This is a genomic window from Cupriavidus sp. 05L411, from assembly GCF_056398045.1.
Map to the genome: position 1 here is coordinate 75,055 of NZ_JBFTOQ010000030.1, position 20,155 is coordinate 95,209.

General features: G+C 66.3%; 18 protein-coding genes and 1 pseudogene. 5 read left to right on the top strand and 14 right to left on the bottom strand.

The genetic code is table 11. The annotated features are described in order from the left end of the window. Nucleotides 1-49 precede the first annotated feature (49 nt). The 3 genes from AC1DQR_RS28540 to tcuC form a co-directional block, all read right to left on the bottom strand. Nucleotides 50-1,603 (bottom strand): class I adenylate-forming enzyme family protein, encoded by a 1,554-nt coding sequence (locus AC1DQR_RS28540; protein ID WP_477134208.1) that lies wholly within the window; start codon nucleotides 1,601-1,603, stop codon nucleotides 50-52. A 310-nt stretch (nucleotides 1,604-1,913) separates the two neighbouring features. Continuing rightward, nucleotides 1,914-2,405 carry a hypothetical protein gene (locus AC1DQR_RS28545; RefSeq protein WP_477134209.1) on the bottom strand — a complete coding sequence of 164 codons (492 nt, stop codon included), beginning with the start codon at nucleotides 2,403-2,405 and terminating at the stop codon, nucleotides 1,914-1,916. A gap of 163 nt (nucleotides 2,406-2,568) precedes the next feature. Then, on the bottom strand, nucleotides 2,569-3,867 hold the full coding sequence (gene tcuC / locus AC1DQR_RS28550; RefSeq protein ID WP_477134210.1) for a tricarballylate/proton symporter TcuC: 1,299 nt from the start codon (nucleotides 3,865-3,867) through the stop codon (nucleotides 2,569-2,571). 123 nt (nucleotides 3,868-3,990) lie between these two features. On the opposite strand from tcuC, the gene AC1DQR_RS28555 reads away from it, so the two are divergent. The 3 genes from AC1DQR_RS28555 to AC1DQR_RS28565 all read left to right on the top strand — a co-directional run bounded on the left by AC1DQR_RS28555 (nucleotide 3,991) and on the right by AC1DQR_RS28565 (nucleotide 7,194). Next, complete coding sequence (locus AC1DQR_RS28555) at nucleotides 3,991-4,467, top strand: LysR substrate-binding domain-containing protein (RefSeq protein WP_477134211.1); 477 nt, start codon at nucleotides 3,991-3,993, stop codon at nucleotides 4,465-4,467. A gap of 357 nt (nucleotides 4,468-4,824) precedes the next feature. Continuing rightward, nucleotides 4,825-5,571 (top strand): hypothetical protein, encoded by a 747-nt coding sequence (locus tag AC1DQR_RS28560; protein ID WP_477134212.1) that lies wholly within the window; start codon nucleotides 4,825-4,827, stop codon nucleotides 5,569-5,571. Nucleotides 5,572-5,994: 423 nt separating this feature from the next. Next, nucleotides 5,995-7,194 carry an OpgC domain-containing protein gene (locus AC1DQR_RS28565; RefSeq protein WP_477134213.1) on the top strand — a complete coding sequence of 400 codons (1,200 nt, stop codon included), beginning with the start codon at nucleotides 5,995-5,997 and terminating at the stop codon, nucleotides 7,192-7,194. Nucleotides 7,195-7,245: 51 nt separating this feature from the next. On the opposite strand, the gene AC1DQR_RS28570 is transcribed toward AC1DQR_RS28565, so the two are convergent. The 5 genes from AC1DQR_RS28570 to pdxA form a co-directional block, all read right to left on the bottom strand. Beyond that, complete coding sequence (locus AC1DQR_RS28570; protein ID WP_416052213.1) at nucleotides 7,246-8,235, bottom strand: Bug family tripartite tricarboxylate transporter substrate binding protein; 990 nt, start codon at nucleotides 8,233-8,235, stop codon at nucleotides 7,246-7,248. A 77-nt stretch (nucleotides 8,236-8,312) separates the two neighbouring features. Next, nucleotides 8,313-9,344 carry an aldo/keto reductase gene (locus AC1DQR_RS28575; RefSeq protein WP_174428450.1) on the bottom strand — a complete coding sequence of 344 codons (1,032 nt, stop codon included), beginning with the start codon at nucleotides 9,342-9,344 and terminating at the stop codon, nucleotides 8,313-8,315. An 88-nt stretch (nucleotides 9,345-9,432) separates the two neighbouring features. Continuing rightward, a complete protein-coding gene (locus AC1DQR_RS28580; RefSeq protein ID WP_416052214.1) occupies nucleotides 9,433-10,200 on the bottom strand; it encodes an HpcH/HpaI aldolase family protein in 768 nt (255 codons plus the stop codon). 76 nt (nucleotides 10,201-10,276) lie between these two features. After that, nucleotides 10,277-11,257: a Bug family tripartite tricarboxylate transporter substrate binding protein gene (locus tag AC1DQR_RS28585; RefSeq protein ID WP_477134214.1), complete on the bottom strand. Its 981-nt coding sequence runs from the start codon at nucleotides 11,255-11,257 to the stop codon at nucleotides 10,277-10,279. A gap of 29 nt (nucleotides 11,258-11,286) precedes the next feature. Further along, nucleotides 11,287-13,716 (bottom strand): 4-hydroxythreonine-4-phosphate dehydrogenase PdxA, encoded by a 2,430-nt coding sequence (pdxA, locus tag AC1DQR_RS28590; RefSeq protein WP_477134215.1) that lies wholly within the window; start codon nucleotides 13,714-13,716, stop codon nucleotides 11,287-11,289. 339 nt (nucleotides 13,717-14,055) lie between these two features. Between pdxA and AC1DQR_RS28595 the strand changes: the two genes are divergently transcribed. After that, the gene (locus tag AC1DQR_RS28595) at nucleotides 14,056-14,742 is read left to right on the top strand and encodes a GntR family transcriptional regulator (RefSeq protein WP_416052217.1); all 687 of its coding nucleotides are present in this window, start codon (nucleotides 14,056-14,058) and stop codon (nucleotides 14,740-14,742) included. 7 nt (nucleotides 14,743-14,749) lie between these two features. Here AC1DQR_RS28595 and AC1DQR_RS28600 read toward each other — a convergent pair whose 3' ends face one another. Next, nucleotides 14,750-15,976: an MFS transporter gene (locus AC1DQR_RS28600; protein WP_416052218.1), complete on the bottom strand. Its 1,227-nt coding sequence runs from the start codon at nucleotides 15,974-15,976 to the stop codon at nucleotides 14,750-14,752. Nucleotides 15,977-16,145: 169 nt separating this feature from the next. On the opposite strand from AC1DQR_RS28600, the gene AC1DQR_RS28605 reads away from it, so the two are divergent. Further along, nucleotides 16,146-17,066: a LysR substrate-binding domain-containing protein gene (locus AC1DQR_RS28605; RefSeq protein WP_477134216.1), complete on the top strand. Its 921-nt coding sequence runs from the start codon at nucleotides 16,146-16,148 to the stop codon at nucleotides 17,064-17,066. A 42-nt stretch (nucleotides 17,067-17,108) separates the two neighbouring features. On the opposite strand, the gene AC1DQR_RS28610 is transcribed toward AC1DQR_RS28605, so the two are convergent. The 5 genes and pseudogenes from AC1DQR_RS28610 to AC1DQR_RS28630 all read right to left on the bottom strand — a co-directional run. Then, nucleotides 17,109-18,602 (bottom strand): gamma-glutamyltransferase family protein, encoded by a 1,494-nt coding sequence (locus AC1DQR_RS28610; RefSeq protein ID WP_477134217.1) that lies wholly within the window; start codon nucleotides 18,600-18,602, stop codon nucleotides 17,109-17,111. Between the two features lie 156 nt (nucleotides 18,603-18,758). Continuing rightward, nucleotides 18,759-19,106 (bottom strand): 2Fe-2S iron-sulfur cluster-binding protein, encoded by a 348-nt coding sequence (locus tag AC1DQR_RS28615; protein WP_477134218.1) that lies wholly within the window; start codon nucleotides 19,104-19,106, stop codon nucleotides 18,759-18,761. A 60-nt stretch (nucleotides 19,107-19,166) separates the two neighbouring features. Continuing rightward, the gene (locus AC1DQR_RS28620) at nucleotides 19,167-19,520 is read right to left on the bottom strand and encodes a ferredoxin (RefSeq protein WP_416052222.1); all 354 of its coding nucleotides are present in this window, start codon (nucleotides 19,518-19,520) and stop codon (nucleotides 19,167-19,169) included. Nucleotides 19,521-19,549: 29 nt separating this feature from the next. Further along, on the bottom strand, nucleotides 19,550-19,918 hold the full coding sequence (locus tag AC1DQR_RS28625) for a 2Fe-2S iron-sulfur cluster-binding protein (RefSeq protein ID WP_253933302.1): 369 nt from the start codon (nucleotides 19,916-19,918) through the stop codon (nucleotides 19,550-19,552). Nucleotides 19,919-20,006: 88 nt separating this feature from the next. Continuing rightward, nucleotides 20,007-20,155: pseudogene (locus AC1DQR_RS28630) on the bottom strand (TenA family transcriptional regulator); the annotation flags it as partial.

Genomic DNA, 20,155 nt, shown 5'->3' on the forward strand with positions numbered 1-20,155 from the left:
GACTATGGCTATAACCGAAGTCCTGTGTTCTTGTTTGGTGCCGCGAGCGTCAAGGCGCGCGTCCGTATTGGTCGCGCAGATCGCGCTTGAGCACTTTGCCGATGGCGTTGCGCGGTAGTTCCTGCGACAGCTCCAGCGCGGCCAGGCGCTGCATTTTCTCTAGCCGGCCGTTCACCCAGTCCAGCAGCGCGGCGGCTTGGGCGGTGGCGCCGGGCCGCAGCACCACGAAAGCGACGGGCGTTTCGCCCCAGCGTTCCGAGGGCACGCCGACCACCGCCGCGTCCGCGATATCGGGATGCCCGAGCAGCACCGCTTCGATGTCGCTCGGGTAGATGTTGAAGCCGCCCGAGATGACCATGTCCTTCTTGCGGTCCATCAGGATGAGAAAGCCGTCGGCATCGAAGTAGCCAACGTCGCCGGTGCGGATGAAGCGCTTGCCGGTGGCGTCGAACCACTCGGCCTCGGCGGTCTTCGCTGGATGATTGTGGTAGCCGGACATCATCGCGGGGGAATGCCCGACGATCTCTCCCGGGGTGTCGCGCGGCGCATCGGCGGGGAGCTCGCGGCCCTGATCGTCCAGCAGGCGCATATCGGTGTCAGGCGAGGGGCGCCCGACCGTATGCAGCTTGTCCGGGTGCTCATGCGCGCGCAGCTCGCACCGCCCGCCACCCTCGGTCATGCCGTAGTACTCGATCAGCGCGCCGGGCCAGCGTGCCAGCACCTGGGCCTTGAGCGCTGCGGAAAAGGGCGCGCTGGTGCAGAACTTATAGCGGAACGATGACAGATCGGTGCTGGCAAAGTCAGGGTGGGCCAGGATGCGCTGGTATTGCACCGGCACCAGCATCGTATGAGTGACGCGGTGCCGCGCGGCCAGCGCCAGGTACTGGCCGGCATCGAACTTGCGCATCAGCACCACGGTGCCACCCAGCGACAAGGTGGGGAACAGGCTGACCAGTGTGGTGTTGGAGTACAGCGGCGTGGACAGCAGCGCCACGGTGTCCGGGCCATAGCCGCCCTGGGTGGCGCGCTGCACATGCGACGAGCGCATGCCGAACGGCTGGATGATGCCCTTGGGCACGCCGGTGGTGCCGGATGAATAGATCAGGTTGAAAGCCCAGTCGGGCTGCACGTCGACCGGATTCGGCCGGGCATCTTCGGGGGCCAGCCACTGGCCAAAGGCAATGCCCGCGTGGCTGTCGTCCAGCGCGATGCAGGGAATGCCGAGCTCGGCCTCCAGCCCGTGCAGGGCCTGGTGCGTGCTGGCATCGATCAACAGCCGGCGCGCCCCCGAGTCCTGCACCATGCCGCGCAGCGTCTGCGGGCTGAGCGAGGGCGACAGTGGTGCCACCGCTACGCCTGCCCGCAGGCAGCCGAGGAAGGCGGCGACGTATTCGATCGACGTCGCGGCGCAGATGGCGACGGCGCCTTGCGCCGGCACACCGTCTCGCTGCAGCGCGGCGGCAACGCGGTCGGCAAGCCGGTTGAGGCTGGCGAAATCCACGCTGCGTTCGTCCAGCACCACGGCCGGATGCCGCGGCCGCAGCGCGGCTTGGGCGTCGACGAGGGCGGCGAGAGGGGTGAAGTCAGTGCTTGTCGGTGACATAGGGCTGCCGTTGGGCTCTTGGGTGTGCTTGGGTGTGCTTGGGTGTCTCATTCATGGCCGTCCTGCCGCGGCTGTGAAAGAGTGTCGCGCCTTGTGTCGGGTTCGACAATTTGGCTTTTTGGAAGAGGGGCTTGCCGGGAATCGTTGTTGCGGCGCACAAAATGGCGCGCAGGGTCAAGCCAGGGGGGCAAGCGAGGGGAGGGGCGAGGCGAGGGGCGAGGCGAGGGGCGAGGCGAGGGGCGCTGCGCAGGGAGACGGACGGAAAACCAACTTGCGGGGTGGCCCTCGATGGAGCCACCCTATGGCGGAATCAGCCCATGGCCAGGGCCGCCGCGCTAATCTGCTGCTCGGGCGAGRCCTTTTCCATGGATTTGGCCAGCGCGCCAGTGGCGCTGGATATGGCACCGGTAAGCGAATTCATGGCCTGGTTCAGCGCTGCAAGGCGGACCTGCTTCTGGTCGGCAGAGAGGTTCTGGGCCGAGGCCACGGCTTGCAGTTCCTGCTGCTTGCGCGCCAGCTCGTCGCGCAATTCACGGATTCGCTTGAGCAGGTCCTTGGCCGTATCCGGCAGGTTGCTGTTGTCGATATCACTGTTGCGGCTGCTGGAGCCGGCCGGCTTGCCTGACGCCAGCGTGCGGCCAGCCGATGAGAGATCGACATGGATGCCATCGGACGGCTTGCCGCCGCCCGGCTGGCTGGCGGGCGTTGCCTGGCTGGCGGTGGCAGGGCTGGCTGCGCCGGCCAGGGCCGTGGCGGCGGCAAACTGGCCGCTGGTGGAGGACGCCGGATCGATCGTGCTCATCGGATTTGTTCCTTCGGGTAGTGCGCGAACGCACGGGAGGCGGCCGCTCGCGGCGCACCTGGGTACCCGGAATTAACGAACACGTGAAGCGGATCTGTAGGGCAATGCAGGTAATTTTGTGATGCTGGCGGCGCCAAATACAGCAATAAGTTGATGATGAGTCTCAAAATGCCGATGCCACGGGACGCGCCTTGCGATAGAGGATGAGGGTGGCCAGCAGCCCGCATGCCGCGGCAAAGCTCATCCAGTAGCCCGGCGCGGCCTTGTCGCCGGTCACCTCGATCAGGTAGGTCGAGACCGCCGGCGTAAAGCCGCCAAACACCGCCGTGGCAAGGCTGTAAGCCAGCGAGAAGCCGGCCACGCGCACCTCCACCGGCATCACCTCGGTCAGGGCCACCACCATGGCGCCGTTGTACATGCCAAAGAGGAAGGACAGCCACAGCAGCACGATCAGCATGCGCTCGAAGCTCGGCGCGCCCGCCAGCCACGACAACGCGGGATAGGCGGTGACCAGCGCGATGGCCGAAATGGTCAGCAGGATAGGGCGGCGGCCAATGYGGTCGGACAGGGCACCGCCGATGGGCAGCCAGATAAAGTTGGAAATGCCTACGCAGAGCGTGACGGCCAGGCTGTCGGCCGTGCTGAGCTTGAGCACTGTCTTGCCGAACGTGGGCGTATAGACAGTGATCAGGTAGAAGGTGGTCGTGGTCATTGCCACCAGCAGCATGCCGGCCAGCACCGTGCGCCAGTTGCGCAGCATGGAGTCGAATACTTCGCGCGTGCTCGGATGGTACCGGCGAGTACGGAACTCTTCGGTCTCCTGCAGCGAGCGGCGCAGCACGAAGAGGAACGGCACGATCAGGCAGCCGATAAAGAACGGAATACGCCAGCCCCATGCGCCCAGTTCATCGGTCGTCAGCCAGTGGTTCAGCCCAAAGCCAAGCCCGGCCGCGACCACGATGGCGATCTGCTGGCTGGCCGACTGCCAGGCGGTATAAAAGCCCTTATGGCCCGGTGTGGCCATTTCGGCCAGGTAGACCGATACGCCGCCCAGCTCGGCGCCCGCCGAGAAGCCCTGCAGCAGCCGCCCGATCAGCACCAGCAGCGGCGCCAGCACGCCGATGCTGGCATAGCCCGGCACGAGCGCGATCAGGATGGTCCCGCAGGCCATGAGCGACAGCGTCACGATCAGGCCCCTGCGGCGTCCCACCTTGTCGATATAGGCACCCAGCAGGATGGCGCCGAGCGGGCGCATCAGGAAGCCTGCGCCAAACACGGCGAAGGTCAGCATCAGCGAGGCGAACTCGCTGTTTGCCGGAAAGAAGGTGTGGGCGATGTAGGTGGCGTAGAAACCGAACAGGAAGAAGTCGAACTGTTCGAGGAAGTTGCCGCTGGTAACCCGCAGGACCGCGCCCAGCTTTGAGGATCCAGGCACTGCCGCGCCTGCCATTTCCGCTTGCATCGCCAGTCTCCTTCGCCGCGCCGTCCCGGCTATCCGCCGCCTTTTGCGAAAGGTCGGCTAGCCTGCGCGGGCGCGCTTGTGCTGGTCAATATATGCCTTGCAAGCCGCCAGCGCCAGTCCCGCATGTGTGAGGCGCGAGCCGCCAGGCACACGCCCCCGGTGCATTGCCCGATACTCAGGCGCCGCGAAACATGGCCGGGCGCTTCTCCACGAAAGCGCTACTGCCTTCCCGCGCGTCTTGCCGACGCCCGGCAGATACTCGATACGCCGCTGCTGGTGTTCCATGATCCCTGCGCCCGCTTTGACTGGATGGCATGGAAGCAGTGGTATCAGCGCCTCGGGCTGATGCGCTCGTCCAGGCAGGCATGCTTGTACTTCTCGCAGTACGCGCACGTGCGCAATGCCGTCGCGCAACTGGCCGGCATTGCGATAGGGCGTACGCCGATGGTGTTGCCGATGCGCAAGAGCGGGCAGTTGCAGGTGGTGCTGCCAGAGCATGTGGCTGACGGGCCGACCTATCAGATCGTGACGTCCAGCGTGGTGCGGCCCGGGGTGGAGCGGTTCCGGCCTGGCTGGAGACGGAGTTGGCGGGGGAGGTGATTGGGTGAGGGCAGCCGTAGGGGAAAACTAAGCAACGGCAGTCATTCAAAAACGACCGAGGCATTTGGCGTTGTAGGTCTGGGTATCTATTTATTAAATGAATTTTAAAAAATCAGAAATTTAATATAATTAAATTATTATTTGTTGGTGATTTAATTAATTTATATTTTGCGAATGCCGGGGAAAATCAGCGCAGTGCTCCCCAAACTAGCCGCAAGGGCGCTCGAGTGAGCGCGGAAGCCGTCAAGCCAGACTTCGGTGGGGTATTGGGCAGTTGGTTTCCCGCCGTTATCCAAGCGGCGGCAGCGGCGTGCTTATCGCCCCCGTAAGTTGTGGCTTAGATAAAACAGGAGAATCATGGGTCGTATCGGTCTTGCCGGGCTGTTCCTGGCGTTGTGTTCGTTGGCTGGTTGTGCGGTCGTGCAGAAGCCAATTCCTGCTTCCGCGAAGCTCTTTGATGATCGGACGAGCACAGTCGCGGTGGCAGTGCAAAAGCTGCCAGAGCCTAACCAGAACATGATCGGGGCGCAGGGGATACTTGACTACGCCATCAACAAGGCCAATGCACAGGCAATCGTGGAACGTTTGCAGCGGCAGGACTTCTCGTTGGTAAAGGGGCTGCCGCAGGAACTGGCGAAGGGGCTGGAGTCCCGCCAGGTCAAGGTTGTGCTGGTGGCGGCTCCTGTGGATACGGAGCAGTTGAAGAAGTTCACTGAAGGTTCCGGTGACGGTATTGCTGAGATGGACTACCGGCCTTTGGCTAAGCAGTATGGCGCGGATCGGTTGCTGCTGGTGGCGCCGCGCTGGCTGGGCACGTCGCGCAGCTACTATGGTTTCATGCCGCTGGGAGCGCCGGAGGGCTATGTATCGCTGGTGGGGCAGTTGATCGATCTGCATACCAATCGGCTGCAATGGTACGAGCCGGTGACAGTCAACACGCCCGTGACCGGCGAATGGGATGACGCGCCGGAATATAGCAACCTGATGAAGTCGGTGGACGCGAGCACGCGGGCTGCGACCTCGAAACTGCGCGCGGCGTTATTTATGGAGCAGATGACAACGGCCACAAGCGCCGCTGTGTCTTCGGGTGCCACGGCGCAATAGGCATTGGCAATGCCATCCTGCCGTGCGCGAGCGCCGCGGCAGGGTGCTGGCGCGCTGGCGCCCATCATCGAACGGGAGCCAGGAATTCGCTGACCGGGGCCGCAGCAAGGCCCGCTTGCTTTTTCCTTTCCAATCCCTGGCGACCTCTTCCTAGGGTAATCCCCAATATGCCGTATCATCACGCCCGGGCGTCGCGCTGCCGGGCGTTTTGCCGTCTTTGGACCGCGAGCGTGCCCCATCGCACTTTTTCAGGAAATCCGGGACAAAGCCAAGGTGCGCCGGCAGCCTGCCGGGCGCCAGATCGCCGCCTCAGGGTGCGGATTTGCTCACATTGAATAAACAGGGACCACTGATAAGTGGCCTCGGAGACATCCAGACGCTTTGCCGGGGCGCCCGGATTGCCAGGAATTGCAGGAGTTGCTTTTGTCTACAACCGAAACCCAGCGCAGAACTGAAGTTGACCTGATTCGCGGCATCGCGCTGATTTTCATCGTGGTTGACCATGTGAACGGCAGCGTGCTGGCCGATTACACCATCCGCAATTTCGCGTTCTTCGATGCGGCGGAGATCTTTGTCTTCCTGGCTGGATATTCGGCAGGGGCGGCTTACGTGGCCATGGAGGCGCGGCACGGTGCCTCTGCCGCGCAGAACCGCCTGATCCGCCGTAGCTGGGAGATCTACAAGGCGTTCGTGCTGACCGGCGTGCTGATGCTGGTGTTCGGCCTGTTGCTGGCGCTGGCCAAGGTGCCGGCGCCAGCGATCCGGTCCACGGAGGCGCCGATCTTCATGGCGCATCCGTTCAGCACGCTGATTGAGGTGTTCAGCGTGGCGCGGCAGCCCTTTGTGTCGGATGTGCTGCCGATGTACGCGGTCTTCATCCTGTTTGCGCCGCTGGCGATCCGCATGGCGCGCGCGATGCCATTGACGTTTGTCGGCGCCAGCGGGCTGCTGTGGCTGATGGCGCCGATGCTCACGCCGCTGCTGCCTAGCAGCGATGGCAATGGCTGGAGCTTCAACCCCTTCGCGTGGCAACTGCTGTTTGGGCTGGGCCTGATGGCGCGCCTGCGCCCCGATGTGATCCTGCCGCGCCAGGCGCTGGTGCGCTGGGTGGTGACGGTGCTCGCCGTGGCGGTGACGCTGGCCGGCGTGCTGCTGGCTTACCTGTGGATGCGTCCGCATGTGTACGAGCCATGGCTGCCCACCTGGCTGCCTGCCATGGTCTTCCCGCTGCCCAAGAAGAGCCTGGCGGCGCTGCGCATCGTGAGTTTCCTCGGGCTGGCCTGGCTGTGCTATCTGGCTGTCCGCGCGGGCTGGGTAGCGCGGCTGGCGTCGGTGATGGGGCCGGTGGTGCAGATTGGCCGCCACAGCTTGTTCTGCTTTGTCTTTGGCGCGGTGGTGTCGGTGGTGATCGAGGGCTTTACCTATGGCATTGCCGGCGGCCGGCCGTCGCGGCCGATCGCGCTGGGCGGCGACATCGTGGCCGTGGCGCTGTTGCTGGTGATTGGTGGCTGGTATGGGCGGCGCAAGGAGGGACGAAAGGAAGCGCGCAAGGAAGAGAGCAAGGAGGAGAGCAGGGAAGAGAGAAGGGAAGAAGGAAAGGCAGTGCAAAAGGCTGCCGCTTAGGCAGCCTTCGCTGGCTTGTGATTGTGATTGTGCTTGTGTGCGATTACGCCGTCATTCCTTGATATCCGCCTGGCGGATCACCTGCTTGTACTTATCCAGCTCCGCGCGGATAAAGGTGCCGAACTCCTGCGGGGTACTGACGATGGGATCCACCCCGAGCGTTTTCAGCCGGCTTGTCACCTCCGGCTGCACCATGGCCTTCTGCAACGCGGCGTAGAGCTTGTCGATTACCGGCTTGGGCGTCTTCGCGGGCGCCAGGATGCCGTACCAGCCTGAGGTCTGGAACTTGGGAAACCCTTGTTCGGCGAAGGTGGGCACATCCGGCAGGTCCGGCTGGCGCGTTGCGCGGGCAATCGCGATGGCACGCAGGTTGCCGCTGCGCACGTGGGGCATGGCGGATGCCGCGGTATCGAAGATCATGTCGACCCGGCCCGCGATCACATCAGGCAGCAGCCCCGATCCTCCCTTGTAGGGCACATGCAGCAGGTCGATCCCGGCCTGGCCGCGAAAGATCTCGCCGGACAGGTGCGGCGGCGTGCCGCTGCCGGCGGAGCCGTAAGTCAGCTTGCCGGGGCTGGCCCTGGCGGCCACCAGCACATCCTTCAAGGTCTTGTAGGGCGTATGCGTGTTGACCACCAGCAGCGTCGGCGCCGAGGCCAGCAGCGATACCGGCTCGAAGTCCTTGATCGGATCGTAGGGCACCCGCGCATACAGGTTGGGGCTGATGGCGTGCGAGGCAATCGAGCCGAGGAACAGCGTGTAGCCGTCCGGCGCGGCATGGGCCGCGGCTTCCGCGCCGATCATGGTGCCGGCGCCGGGGCGGTTGTCGATGATCACCTGCTGGCCGAGCGCGTCGGACAGTTTCTGGGCGATCGGGCGTGCCACGTTGTCGTTGCCGCCGCCGGGCGGGAAGGGCACGATCAGCTTGATCGGGCGGTTGGGGTAGTCATCGGCGCGGGCGGAAGCCGGCACCAAAGCGAGGGCGGTGGCGGCCATGGCCAGCGCGGCTGCCGCCAATGCGGGAAATCGTCTTGCAGTCATCTTGTCTCCTCCCCCGTTGCCAGGGTGGGTCAGGTCTGTCTTTATGTGTTTTTTGCTTTAGCCCGTGCCCAACGGGATCAGCCTTCCGAGACCGCCACCGGCCGCCCCGTGAGCGGATAGCTGGGGTCGCTGTAGCCCGGCGTGGACGCATGGCCGGGGCGCACCAGGGCGTCGACCATGGCTTCCTCTTGCGGTGAGATTGCTACGCCCACGGCGCCGAAGTAGTCCTCGAACTGGGCCAGCGTGCGCGGCCCGGCGATCACCGAGCTGATGATGGGGTTGGCGAGCACCCAGGCGGTGGCGAACTGGCCCAGCTTGAGGTCGCGCGCCTGCGCATGCTGCTTCAGCGTCTGCGCAATCACCAGCGACTCCTCGCGGAACTCGGTCTCCATCATGCGGCGGTCCGCCCGGCCGGCGCGCGAGTCCTGCGGCGGTTGCTGGCCGGGCAGGTACTTGCCCGTCAGCACGCCGCGCGCGATCGGGCTGTAGGACACCACGCCCAGCCCGAAATGCTCGCAGGCCGGCAGGATCTCCACTTCGGGCATGCGGTTGAGCAGGTTGTAGTAAGGCTGGCAGACCGCGGGGCGGGGCACGTTGAGCATGTCGCACAGGCGCGCGATCTCAGCGATGCGCCAGCCGCGGAAGTTCGACACGGCCCAGTAGCGGATCTTGCCGGCGCGGATCAGGTCGCCCATGGCGCGCACGGCTTCTTCGAGGTTCTCGCCGGCGTAGTCGCGGTGCAGGTAGAGGATGTCGAGATAGTCCGTTGCCAGGCGGCGCAGGCTGTCTTCCACGGCGCGCAGGATCCAGACGCGCGAGTAATGCGAGTGGTTGGGGGCGGCCTGCATCGGGTTGCCCAGCTTGCTGGCCAGGACCCAGTCCTGGCGATCGCCCGCCAGCAGCTTGCCCACCATCGTTTCCGATCCGCCCAGGCTGTACATGTCGGCGGTATCGATGAAATTGACGCCATGCGCGCGGGCGCTGTCGACGATGCGGCCGGCCTCGGCCTCGTCGGTCTGGTCGCCAAACATCATGGTGCCCAGGCACAGGGCGGACACCTGCAGGTTGCTGGCGCCCAGGCGCCGGTATTGCATCTTGAAGTCAGACATCTCGAATCTTCCAGGAGAGAAATAAATGCGGTGCGGGCCTGTGGTGGCCTGTTGCGGCCGGCTGTGGCTTACTGCGGCTAATTCCGGCTTATTGTGGCTGCTTGAAGCGCGCCGCCAGCGCGTCGGTGGCCAGGCGCAGCAGGGTCATGTCGGTGCCCACCGCGACAAAGCGCGCGCCCATGTCGATGTACTGCTGGCCCTGTGCTTCGGTGGTGAGAATGCCAGCGGCCTTGCCGTTGGCGCGGATGCGGCGGATCGCGGCGGCGATGGTTTCCTGCACCTCGGGATGCTGGATGTCGCCGAGGTGGTTCATGTCGGCGGAGAGATCGCTCGGGCCGATGAACACGCCGTCCACGCCGTCCAGCGCGCAGATCGCGTCGACGTTGCGGATGGCTTCCATCGATTCGAGCTGCACCAGCACGCAGGTCTGCTCCTGCACGCTATGCAGGAAATCCTTGATGCGGCCAAAGCCGCCGGCGCGCGTGCCGCTGGCCACACCGCGCATGCCGCCCTTGGGAAAGCGGCTCCACGCCACGGCATTGGCGGCTTCCTCGGCGTTTTGCACATAGGGCAGCAGCAGCGATTGCGCGCCGATATCCAGGCAGCGCTTGATCCACAGCATGTCGTTCCAGGGCGGGCGCACCACGGGATGGCTCTTGGTGCCTTCGGTGGCCATCAATTGCGTGTGCAGGGTGGAGATGTCATTGGGAGCATGCTCCATGTCGAGCAGCAGCCAGTCGAACTGCGAGCGCGCTACCAGTTCCACCACCTGGTAGGAAGACAGCGAGCACCACAGGCCAATCTGCGGCTGGTCGGCGAGGATGGCTTGCTTGAAGGCGTTGACGGGAAGTTGCATGGAAAGTCTCCGGGGGGTCGGTTGTTGAAGGTGCGGCCATGTACTGGCGTGCGGGCATGCGGGCGCGCGGGTGCGCCTACATGCCCAGCTTCAGGCCGCTCTCGCGGATCAGGTCGGCCCAGCGTGTTTTCTCTTCGCGGACAAACGCCTGCGTGGCTTCGGGCGTATTGCCGACCGGCTCCGCGCCGAGCTGCGCCAGGCGCTGGCGGATATCGGGCTGCTGCAGGATGCGCACCACATCGGCGTTGATCTTGCGGATCACCTCCGGCGGGGTGCCAGCGGGCGCGAGCATGCCCTGCCAGCCGCCGGCGGTAAATCCCGGCACGGCCTCCGCCACCGTCGGCACCTTAGGCCATTCGGGATTACGCTCGCGGCTGGTGAAGGCCAGCACGCGCAGCTTGCCGCCGCGCACGTAGGAGGCGCTGGCCACCATGCTGTTGAACATCAGGTCGGCCTGCCCGCCCATCACGTCCAGATTGGCCTGCGCGCCGCCCTTGTTGGGCAGGTAGAGCCAGTCGATGCCGAGCTTGCGGGCGAACTGCAGGCCGGCCAGGTGCGGGCCGCTGCCGATGCCGGTGGTGGCCCAGTTGAGCTTGCCCGGATGCGCGCGGGCGTAGTCCACCAGTTCCTTGAGCGAGTTCGCCTTGGTCTGCGGCGAGACCAGCAGCATGTAGGGCGAGTAGGTCAGCGTGACCACCGCGGTGAAATCCTTGATCACGTCGTACGGCAGGTTCTTGTAGGCCACCGGCGCGATCACGAAGTTGGACAGGTCGCCCAACAGCAGGGTGTAGCCATCGGGCGCGCTCTTGGCGACGTTGTCCGTGCMGATGTTGCCGCCGGCGCCGGTACGGTTCTCCACCACCACGGGCTGTTTCCAGGCTTCCTGCAGCTTGCTGCCGAGCAGGCGGGCCAGCACGTCGGAGGCACCGCCCGGCGCATAGGGCACCACTACGCGCACCGGGCGCTGCGGCCAGGGCGCGGGGCCCTCGGCGCTGGCCGGCAGCGCCAGCGCGGTGAGCGATGTGGCCACCAGCAGGGTGATCCATTTGCGCAGCATGGTTGTCTCCTTTGTTGTTTTGATTTTTTTCAGGCTGTTTGCTGCGGCTTTGGCGCCATCGCGATCGCTTGCAGCATGGCTTCGGTCATGCTGCGCGGATCGGCCACGCCCTTGCCGGCAATGTCGAAGGCGGTGCCGTGGTCCACCGAGGTGCGTACCGCCGGCAGGCCGATGGTGACGTTGACGCCGGCTTCCAGCCCCAGCACCTTGACTGGCCCGTGGCCCTGGTCGTGATACATCGCCACGACCAGGTCGAAGTCGCCGCGGGTGGCGCGGTAGAAGAGCGTGTCTGCCGGCAGCGGGCCATCCACCAGCCAGCCGCGGGCACGGCAGGCTGCCACGGCGGGGGCGATTTTCCCGGCTTCCTCGCCGCGCCCGAACAAGCCGTTCTCGCCGGCGTGCGGGTTGATGCCGCACACCGCCACGCGCGGCTGGGCGATGCCGCTCTTCTGCAAGGCCTGCACGCCGCGCGCGATGGTGCGCTCGACCAGGCCAGCGTTGATCTTCTCCACCGCATCCAGGATGCCGATGTGCGTGGTGACATGGATCACCCGCAGGTTCGGCGCCAGCAGCATCATCGAGACCTCTTCGGTGCCCGTGAGCGCGGCCAGCATCTCCGTGTGGCCGGGGTAGCGGTGGCCGCCCAGGTGCAGGGCCTCCTTGTTGAGCGGCGCGGTGCAGATCGCATCGACCTTGCCGGCCTGCACGAGCTCCACGGCACGCGCGATATAGCGGTAGGCGGCATCGCCGCAGATGGCCGAGACCTTGCCGTAAGGCGTGTCGGCGGGGATCAGCGCCAGGTCGATGCAGGCGAGGGTGCCGGGCTCGAACGTGGCTTCGTCGGGGTCCGTCACCCGCGCGATGCGCAGCGCGGTGCCGGTGCGGCGGCAGGCGTCTTCCAGGCGCGCGGCGTCGCCCACCACAAAAGGCCGGCATTGCGCATAAAGCGTGCCGTCGGCCAGGCACTTGACGATGATCTCGGGGCCAACGCCGGCGGCGTCACCCATGGTGATGGCTATTCTCGGTCGATACATGGAGGGCTCGCTGAGGCGGGTGTTGGCAGGGCTGGCCTGTTCCGGATGCGTGGGGCTGGCGCGCATGGCATTGGCAGGAGACGCCAGCGCGGTGGTCTGGCGCAGGTGCGCCATGCAGGCCAGCAGCGTGTCGCGCTGGCCAAAGGCGCCGGCCTTGATGCAGACCGGCACCGTGTTGTTGTCGTGATCGAGGCCTGCCGCGCCTGCCGTGCCCGCTGCGTTGCGCAGCTGCGCGCGGGCGCTGGTCACGCCGGGCACCAGTGCGCGCACGTTGGTGAGCTGGCTTACGCCCAGCATCTCCAGCACAGCGCGCGCGCTTTCCCCGCCAGACAGCACCAGCCCCGCCGCCACTTGCGCCAGCGGGGCGGCAAAGCGGGCCAGCGCCGCGCACAAGGTGCTGCCGTCCAATGCCGGGTCGGCCGGGCCTTCGACGTGGATCACCACATCGCGGCCCAGCGCCAGTGCGTTTGCGGCTTGCTGGCGCTGCGCGAGCCAGGCGGTGGATGCCGCGCCGTCAACCAGCAGGCGCGGCGAGCAGGGCACCGGCAGGCAGGTGGCGCACAGCGCCTGGACCTGTTCGGCGGCAAGCGCCGACATGCTGCCAATGACGGCGAGCCGGCCAGTGGTTGCCGGTGCCGTCGCGCCGGCCGCGCGGGTGCTGTCGGGGTTTGTTTTCGCGGGCGGCATCGCCACGTGCGCGGCCAGTTGCCGCGCGAGCCCGGCGGAGCCAGCGGCCAGCACGGGCCCGGGCCGGGACGCGATCAGCGTGGCCAGCAACGCGAGATCGTCGTCGGTTTGCGCATCGCACACGAGGGCGTCGCACGCGTGATCCAGGCCAAGCGGTGCGGCACCGGCGTTGCCCAGTGCCCGCAAAGCCGGCAGCGTCAGCACGCTGACCCGCAGGCCGGCCGTGCGGAGCAGCGTCGGCAGGTGATCGCTGGCAAGGCCCAGCGTGGACCACAGCCTGGTGCCCGACAGCGGCCTGCCATCCAGGTAGGCCTGGCCCTCGCGCAGCGTGCGGCCCTGCGCCGGAAACGCCGGGCAGACCCAGATCGGGCCAGCAGCCCCAACGGCGTCGCGCGCCGCTACCAGCTCGGCGCCGATATGGCCGCGCAGCGTGGAATCGAGCTTGTGGAAATGCAGGCAGTCCATTGCCGCTGCGCTATCCAGCGCGCGCGGGCCGAAGCCATCGGCAAAGGCCTGGGCGAACACCTGCGCGGCCTCGGCGGCGGGGCGTGCCCGCGAGTGGGCATCGAGCGCCTGGATCCGCCCGTCCCATGCCGCGCAAGCTGCACCGGCAGCCGCATCTTGCGCGCGCATCCGCACCTCGCCGCTGCCATTGCCGGCGAACGCCGCCACGCTGTCGCACGCGCCAGAAAGATCGTCGGCAACGATGCGCACGGCGGCGAACCTTGGTGGGGGCACGGCTGTTGGCATGAGTATGAGCTTGATGAATCAAGGGGAAGGCATGGGGATGGCGTCTCCTGCGCCCCTGCCTGTCTCGCTTGCTGGCTTGCCGTATCCCGGTGAAATATGATTTTTAGAGCACTCCGTCGTGCTGTTTCCGTGCGGCAAACTCAGCATGCGGTCGATATTACACGCCGAATCAAAAAAATGCATGCAATTATTTGGTTTGGCATTCAACTGGCGAAAAATGCGCAGACATTGGCCTTTGCTGCATAATGCTCTCGCCAGTCCGGTCCAACCGCCCGCAAAGGGCAACGATGCCGGGTCTTCTTCCCACCAGAAATGTCGATTGCAGAGATGTCACAGGAATTGCCCGCGCTCCCGCCGGACCAGGACGACCAGCCGCTTTCGCAACGGGTCTACCAGGCCATGTTGTCGGCCATCATCAGCGGGCAGCTAAAGCCGGGGGAGGTGGTCAACGAAATCCGGCTCGCGCAGGAGCTCGGCGTCAGCCGCACGCCGGTACACACGGCGATTCGCGAACTGGTCAAGGATGGGCTTATCACCCAGGAGGCGAACCGGCGCCCGGTGGTGGCGCGCTTCTCGCGCGAAGATATCCGCGAGGTGTTCGATATGCGCAAGCTGCTGGAGAGCGAGGCGGCTCGCATCGCCGCCGCGCAGCTGGACCGCGTCACGCTCAAGGCGCTGTCCGACGCGGCCGACGCCATGGATGCCGGCGCTGCCGCCAGCGTGGACGATGCCGAGGCACTGGTGCGCTGGGCCGATTTCGACGACAACTTCCACCTGGCCATCGCAGACGCCTGCGGCAGCAAGCGCCTGCGCGAGGACATCCTGCGCTACCGCCTGCTGCACCATGGCCTCAACCAGCTGCGCATGCGTGCCGAGCTGATTCCGCAGGCGCTGGCCGAGCACCGCAAGATCCTCGACGCACTGGCCGCGCGCGATGGCGACGCCGCCAGCCGCGCCATGCAGGAGCACCTGCATGAGTGGCAGGCGTATTACATGCAGCGGTTTCCGCTGTAGGGCCTTGTCAACGGCCGCCCGAACGTAGCCGGAGCAGCGCCAGCAGCGCCACCATCGACAGCGCGCCGGACAAGCAGAGGGCGGCGCCCGGCCCATATTGCGTAAGGACGAGGGCAAAAGCGATGGGCGCGAACGCCTGCGCCGTCCTGCCAAACACCGCAAGCCTTCCCGTCACCGCGCCATACCCGCTTGCCCCGAACAGTGCCAATGGCAGGACGCCGCGCGCGACCGAGATCATGCCGTTGCCCGCGCCATGCAGCACGGAAAAGAGCGACCCCAATCCGGACGCCATGCCAAACAAGCCGAGAGAAATGCAGGCCACCGGATGCAGTGCTGTGGCAAAGCGGGCGGTCGTGAGCGGGTGAATCTTCAGGCGCTGGGTGAGCCCGAACTCCACCAGCCGGGCGACGACCTGCGCGGGGCCGAGCAGGACGCCGGCAAACACCGCCTGCCCGAATGTCGCCCCCTTGGCGAGCAGCAGTGCGGGCAGGTGCACGGCCATCGCCGATGTCACGAATGCGGTTGCGCTGGAAAAGATGCAAAGCAGGCCGAGTTCACGCGCGCGGCTGCCCGGCGGCATTGCCGCGTTCGCGCTCGCATTCGGGTGCGCGGCGGGCTTGATTGGCGGCTCGGCGCGCCCAGGCGGGACGAGCCGCCAATACACCGGCGCCGCAATCAGCAGATGGGCCACGGCCCACGCCTGGCAGCAGGACCGCCAGCCCCAGTGCTCGATCACCCACGTCGAAGCCGGCCACCCGACGGTGCTGGCGAAGCCGCCGACCAGGCTCACGCCGACGATCAGGCGGCTGGCGGCCTTCGCCTGCTGCGCAACCAGCGCCGCGAAGATGGCGTCGTAGAGGCCCATCGCCATGCCCAGTCCCATCACGCACCATGCGGTATACAGCGCGATGCCGCCGCTGGCCTGCGACAGCAACAGCAGGCCAGCGGCGAGCACGAAATTCGACGATAGCAAGACCCGCCTGCCGCCGTTGCGGTCGATGTACCGTCCGATAGCCGGGCCCGCGCATGCCATCGCCACCAGTGCGAGCGAGAAGGCCCCGAAAAACATCCCTGGCGACAAGCCGAGGTCCTTGCTGGCTGGCGTGGCGATCACCGCGGGGAGATAGGTCGAGGAGCCCCAGCCTACGATCTGTGCGGTGCCCAATGCCAGCACGCGCGCCGCATTGTTCTCGCCTCTGGCACCGGTCTGCTCCGTCTGAAGAGGCGCGCTCACCAGCGGCTTGAGCCGGATGCGGCTTTGCTATTAGAAAAAACGTTGAGGGTGGACATTTGAATATCGGCGGGTGCCACTGTGAGAAACAGAGGATTCCAGGCAGAATACGGCTCGGCCCGAGCCGAGGAAAGCGATATTTCCTGGCATCTCCGTTAGAAAAAGTGACAACATGCCGGCACAACTCCCGCCCTTGAAAGCGCTGAAGGTCTTTGAAGCGGCGGCCCGCGCGAGGAGCTTGACGCTGGCCGCGGCAGAGCTGCACATCACGCATAGCGCAGTCAGCCAGCAGATTCGGCTGCTGGAAACCCATTTTGGCCGTCCCTTGTTCGTGCGCAGTGCGCGCGGTGTCGAGCCAACCGAGGCCGCGCTGCTGTTCTACGCCGAGGTCAAGGCAAGCCTGGACCGCATCGCGCTTGCGGCCGAGCAGTTCACGCGTACCGGCGAGCAGCGCATCGTGCGCGTCAACACCACGCCGTCCATCGCCATGCGGTGGCTGATCCCGCGCCTGTCCTCATTCCAGATCGAAAACCCCCGCATAGAAATCCGCGTGACCACTTCCGCCAGCGACGGCATCGATGACCTGAGGGAGCCGTTCGACGTGATCATCCGGCGCGCGCCGATGTCGCGCGCCGGCCATGAATGCATCCGCTTTCTCGATGATGTATCGGCCCCGCTCGCCTCGCCGCGCTACCTGGCGCAGCATCCGGTGGCGGCGCCCGAGGATTGCCTGCATGCCTCGCTGCTGCACCTGAGCAGCCGGCGCGACGCATGGGCACGCTGGCTCGCGGCGGCAGGCGTGGTACCGCCATCGCCGCCGGGCGAGCACTTCTACCAGCATTTCTTTCTCAGCCTGCAGGCCGCCACCGCCGATCTCGGGATCGCAATGGGCTCGCTGGCACTCGTGGACGAAGACCTCGCCACGGGCCGCTTGTGCCAGTTGTTCCCGGACGTGGTGCTGCGCGACCAGGGCTTCCATATGCTGCTTCGTGTGGACCGCGAAGCGGCAAGCGCGTTGAGTGTATTTAGCGGATGGCTGGCCCGGGAGGGTGTGCGCGCGTCCTCTGGCCTGCGGGCGCGGATCGCGCGATGAACCGACCCCGTCCGTCTTCCCGCATGCCATAAATAGCAGGGCTTACTCCCCCAGCGCGATGCCGTCCTTGCGTTTGTCCGATGCGCCAAGCAGGTCGCCGCACGCACTGCGCATGACGATCTGGGCGCCGCCGAAATCGCTGCGCCCGCCCAGTTCGCCAAGGCCGGCGGGATCGCTGTAGCCTGCATCGCGCAGGGCTTGCACGATGGCCGGCGGCATGCCGGCTTCGATGGCCAGGGCGGTGTCGGATTCCAGCCGCCAGCGCGGGGCATCCAGCGCGGCTTGCAGGGGTTGCTGCCACGCCGCCAGCCTTACCAGCAACTGCAGCTGACCTTGCGGCTGCATCAGCCCGCCCACCACGCCGAAGCCCGCGTGGAAGCGCCCGCCGCGCAGGGCCGCGCCTGGTACCACGGTGTGATACGGGCGCTTGGCCGCAGCGGGGCTGTTGATATGGCCCGGCCCGGCAAAGCCGAAGCCGCGGTTCTGCAGCACGAAGCCGCAGCCGGGCACGGCGATGCCCGAGCCGAAGCGCTTGAAGATGCTGGTCATCAGCGTGACCGCCAGGCCGTCGCGGTCCACCACCACGGTGCATACGGTGTTGCCGGCCGGGTCTGCCACGGTTTCCTTGGCGTACTGCATGGCGCGGCCCATGGCCCGCACCGTGCGCAGCACGGCTGCGGGATCGTCCTCGGACAGCATGGCAGGATCGAGTTCGCCGAGTTCGTCCAGCGCGTGCAGGATGGCCACGCCGTGCGTATTGGGCGGGCATTCCAGCACCGTCAGTCCGCGGAAATCCGTGGATACGGGCGTGCAGAAATCGCCCCGGTGGGCGGCGAAGTCGGCGGCAGCCAGCGCGCCGCCGGCGATGCGGCTCGCCATTTCGGCGGCCTGGGCGGGCTGGCCGAGGTAGTACGCATCGGCACCCTCGGCGGCGATGGCGGACAGCGTGGCGGCCAGCTCCGGATTGCTGAAGGTCTCGCCGGCCGCAGGTGGGCGGCCGGCGCGATAGAGCGCGGCGCAGACCGGGTCATGGTGCAGCACGCGGTCGAACAGCGCCCATTCCCGCGCGGCTACCGGCGCGACCGCAAAGCCGTCGCGCGCTAGCGCAATGGCGGGCGCGAACAGCCGTTTCCATTTCAGCCGGCCGTAGCGGCGGTGCAGGTCCTCCCAGCCACGTACCGCGCCGGGCGTGGTCAGCGAGAGGGCGTGGCGCTCGGGAATGCGCTGCCCGGGCAGGGCCGCCAGCGCATGCATGGGGAACGCGGCCGGCGCGCGCCCGGTGCCGTTGTAGCTGACCGCGTGGCCGTCGGGCTCGACGATCATGGCCAGCATGTCGCCGCCGATGCCCGTTGCCATCGGCTCTACCACGCCCAGGATGGCATCGGCCGCGAGCGCCGCGTCAATGGCGCTGCCACCTTCACGCAGCACCTGCAGCGCGGCCTCGGCAGCGAGCGGGTGGCCGGTGGCGACCATGCAGTGCGGCGCGCGCACGCCCTCGGCGGTGTTGGCACGGCTGGCGCAAGCTGTGGTTGTCATGCGTGGCGCTCCAGGAGAGTCAGATCAATCGGGGTTGACACAATGCCGTGCGTGAGCGGCAACGCAGCGCCGCAAGACTACCGCGCACGCCGTCGATGCCGCCAAGCTTGCCGGTCAGCGCCGAAGCGGCGCCGTAGCAGGCGTGGCGCCGCGGACCTATTCGGCCGCCGTTCCGGCCACTGTCCCGGCGGCCGGAACGGCGGCCTTGGCCGGGCTCGCCTGGGCTTCCCAGGACACGGCGATGTTGCCGGTGACGAAGGTCTGGCAGGCCATGCGGTAGCCCTCGCCAAATTGCGCCTCCGACAGGTGCTTGCGCTCTTTTGGCTTGATGGCGTCGGTGAACTCGAGCCCGCGCTCGATCTTGCACTTGCAGGTGCCGCACAGGCCGCCGCCGCACTTGAAGGGGATGCCGCCTTTCTCGCGCAGGGAAACGCGCAGCAGGTTGCTGTTCACGGGGGCGCTGACGACCTTGCCGTCGTTGCTGACAAAGGTGATTTCAATCATGGAAACGGTCCGATGGCATGAGGGGGCTGCCCGGCGCTGTGCCGGTCATACTCGGTGGATTCAGTCGGTCGCTCGCCAGTCACGCGCATGGACATCACGCTTGACCAGCGTGATGTCCATGCTGCCGAAGGTGGCCAGGCGCGTGAGCTCGTCGCGTGCGCCCTGCAGCGTGTCGAACTGCTCGAGAAACTTGGAGGGCACGTAGTTGATGCTGGGGGCCGGGCGGCTCGCGGCATCGACGTCTTCGCCGAACTCCTCCACAACCTTCACCTTCACCGGGTGCGCTATTTCGGCGATGACGAAGTGCGCCGTCCTGCGGCCATAGAAGAGATAGTCGTAAGCCTCGACGGCCACCAGCCCTTCTACCAGTTCGGTGCGAAACTGCCCCGGCTTGCTGCTGAGTATTACGTACATGACTGCGCTGCCTGGTGGATGCTGATGGATTACTGCGCGTTGCCCGGGACGCTGGCTTGCAGGACATTGGCCCCACCGCTGGCGGTGGCTGCGCCTTGCACTGGCAGTTCGTCCTGGATCAGCTCGATGTCATGCTCCAGCCAGATCTGGCAGGTCAGACGATAGCCTTGCTCCAGCCGTTCTCCGAGCTGCTTCTTTTCCTTCCAGTTCGGCGGCGGCAGGTGCTCGGCGCCGGCGATCACGCGGCACGCGCATTTGGAGCACTTGCCCATGCCGCACTCGTAGCGCAGGTTCGGATACGGAAACTGCTTGATCCCGGCGCGCACCACCAGGTTGGTGCTGGGCTTGACCTCGTCCTCGAAGGTCTGGCCGTTCTTGTGAAATACAACTTTAGGCATACAACGTTTCCGCAAGCGGTCTGGTCTGTCAGGGGCGGCCGGGCGGATGCGCACCGGCCGCGCGTCATCGCGCGATCTGGCGGCTGCTTCAGGCAGCCATGTCCAGTTCAGGCAGGGGGATTTCCTGCGCGACATAGTCGTGATAGAGGGCGGTGGTGTAGAGCAGGCGCATCTGGGCACCGATCTCGCAGATCTTGAGGCAGCGCTGCTGCAGCTCCGGGGTGTTGGCGTGTTCCA

Excerpts from the sequence above, each read along its gene's own strand:
- AC1DQR_RS28540 (WP_477134208.1), bottom strand. The coding sequence starts at position 1,603 with ATGTCACCGACAAGCACTGACTTCACCCCTCTCGCCGCCCTCGTCGAC.
- AC1DQR_RS28605 (WP_477134216.1), top strand. The coding sequence starts at position 16,146 with ATGCCGGCACAACTCCCGCCCTTGAAAGCGCTGAAGGTCTTTGAAGCG.
- AC1DQR_RS28615 (WP_477134218.1), bottom strand. The coding sequence starts at position 19,106 with ATGATTGAAATCACCTTTGTCAGCAACGACGGCAAGGTCGTCAGCGCC.
- AC1DQR_RS28595 (WP_416052217.1), top strand. The coding sequence starts at position 14,056 with ATGTCACAGGAATTGCCCGCGCTCCCGCCGGACCAGGACGACCAGCCG.
- AC1DQR_RS28620 (WP_416052222.1), bottom strand. The coding sequence starts at position 19,520 with ATGTACGTAATACTCAGCAGCAAGCCGGGGCAGTTTCGCACCGAACTG.
- AC1DQR_RS28610 (WP_477134217.1), bottom strand. The coding sequence starts at position 18,602 with ATGACAACCACAGCTTGCGCCAGCCGTGCCAACACCGCCGAGGGCGTG.
- AC1DQR_RS28575 (WP_174428450.1), bottom strand. The coding sequence starts at position 9,344 with ATGTCTGACTTCAAGATGCAATACCGGCGCCTGGGCGCCAGCAACCTG.
- AC1DQR_RS28570 (WP_416052213.1), bottom strand. The coding sequence starts at position 8,235 with ATGACTGCAAGACGATTTCCCGCATTGGCGGCAGCCGCGCTGGCCATG.
- AC1DQR_RS28625 (WP_253933302.1), bottom strand. The coding sequence starts at position 19,918 with ATGCCTAAAGTTGTATTTCACAAGAACGGCCAGACCTTCGAGGACGAG.
- AC1DQR_RS28555 (WP_477134211.1), top strand. The coding sequence starts at position 3,991 with ATGTGTGAGGCGCGAGCCGCCAGGCACACGCCCCCGGTGCATTGCCCG.
- AC1DQR_RS28560 (WP_477134212.1), top strand. The coding sequence starts at position 4,825 with ATGGGTCGTATCGGTCTTGCCGGGCTGTTCCTGGCGTTGTGTTCGTTG.
- AC1DQR_RS28580 (WP_416052214.1), bottom strand. The coding sequence starts at position 10,200 with ATGCAACTTCCCGTCAACGCCTTCAAGCAAGCCATCCTCGCCGACCAG.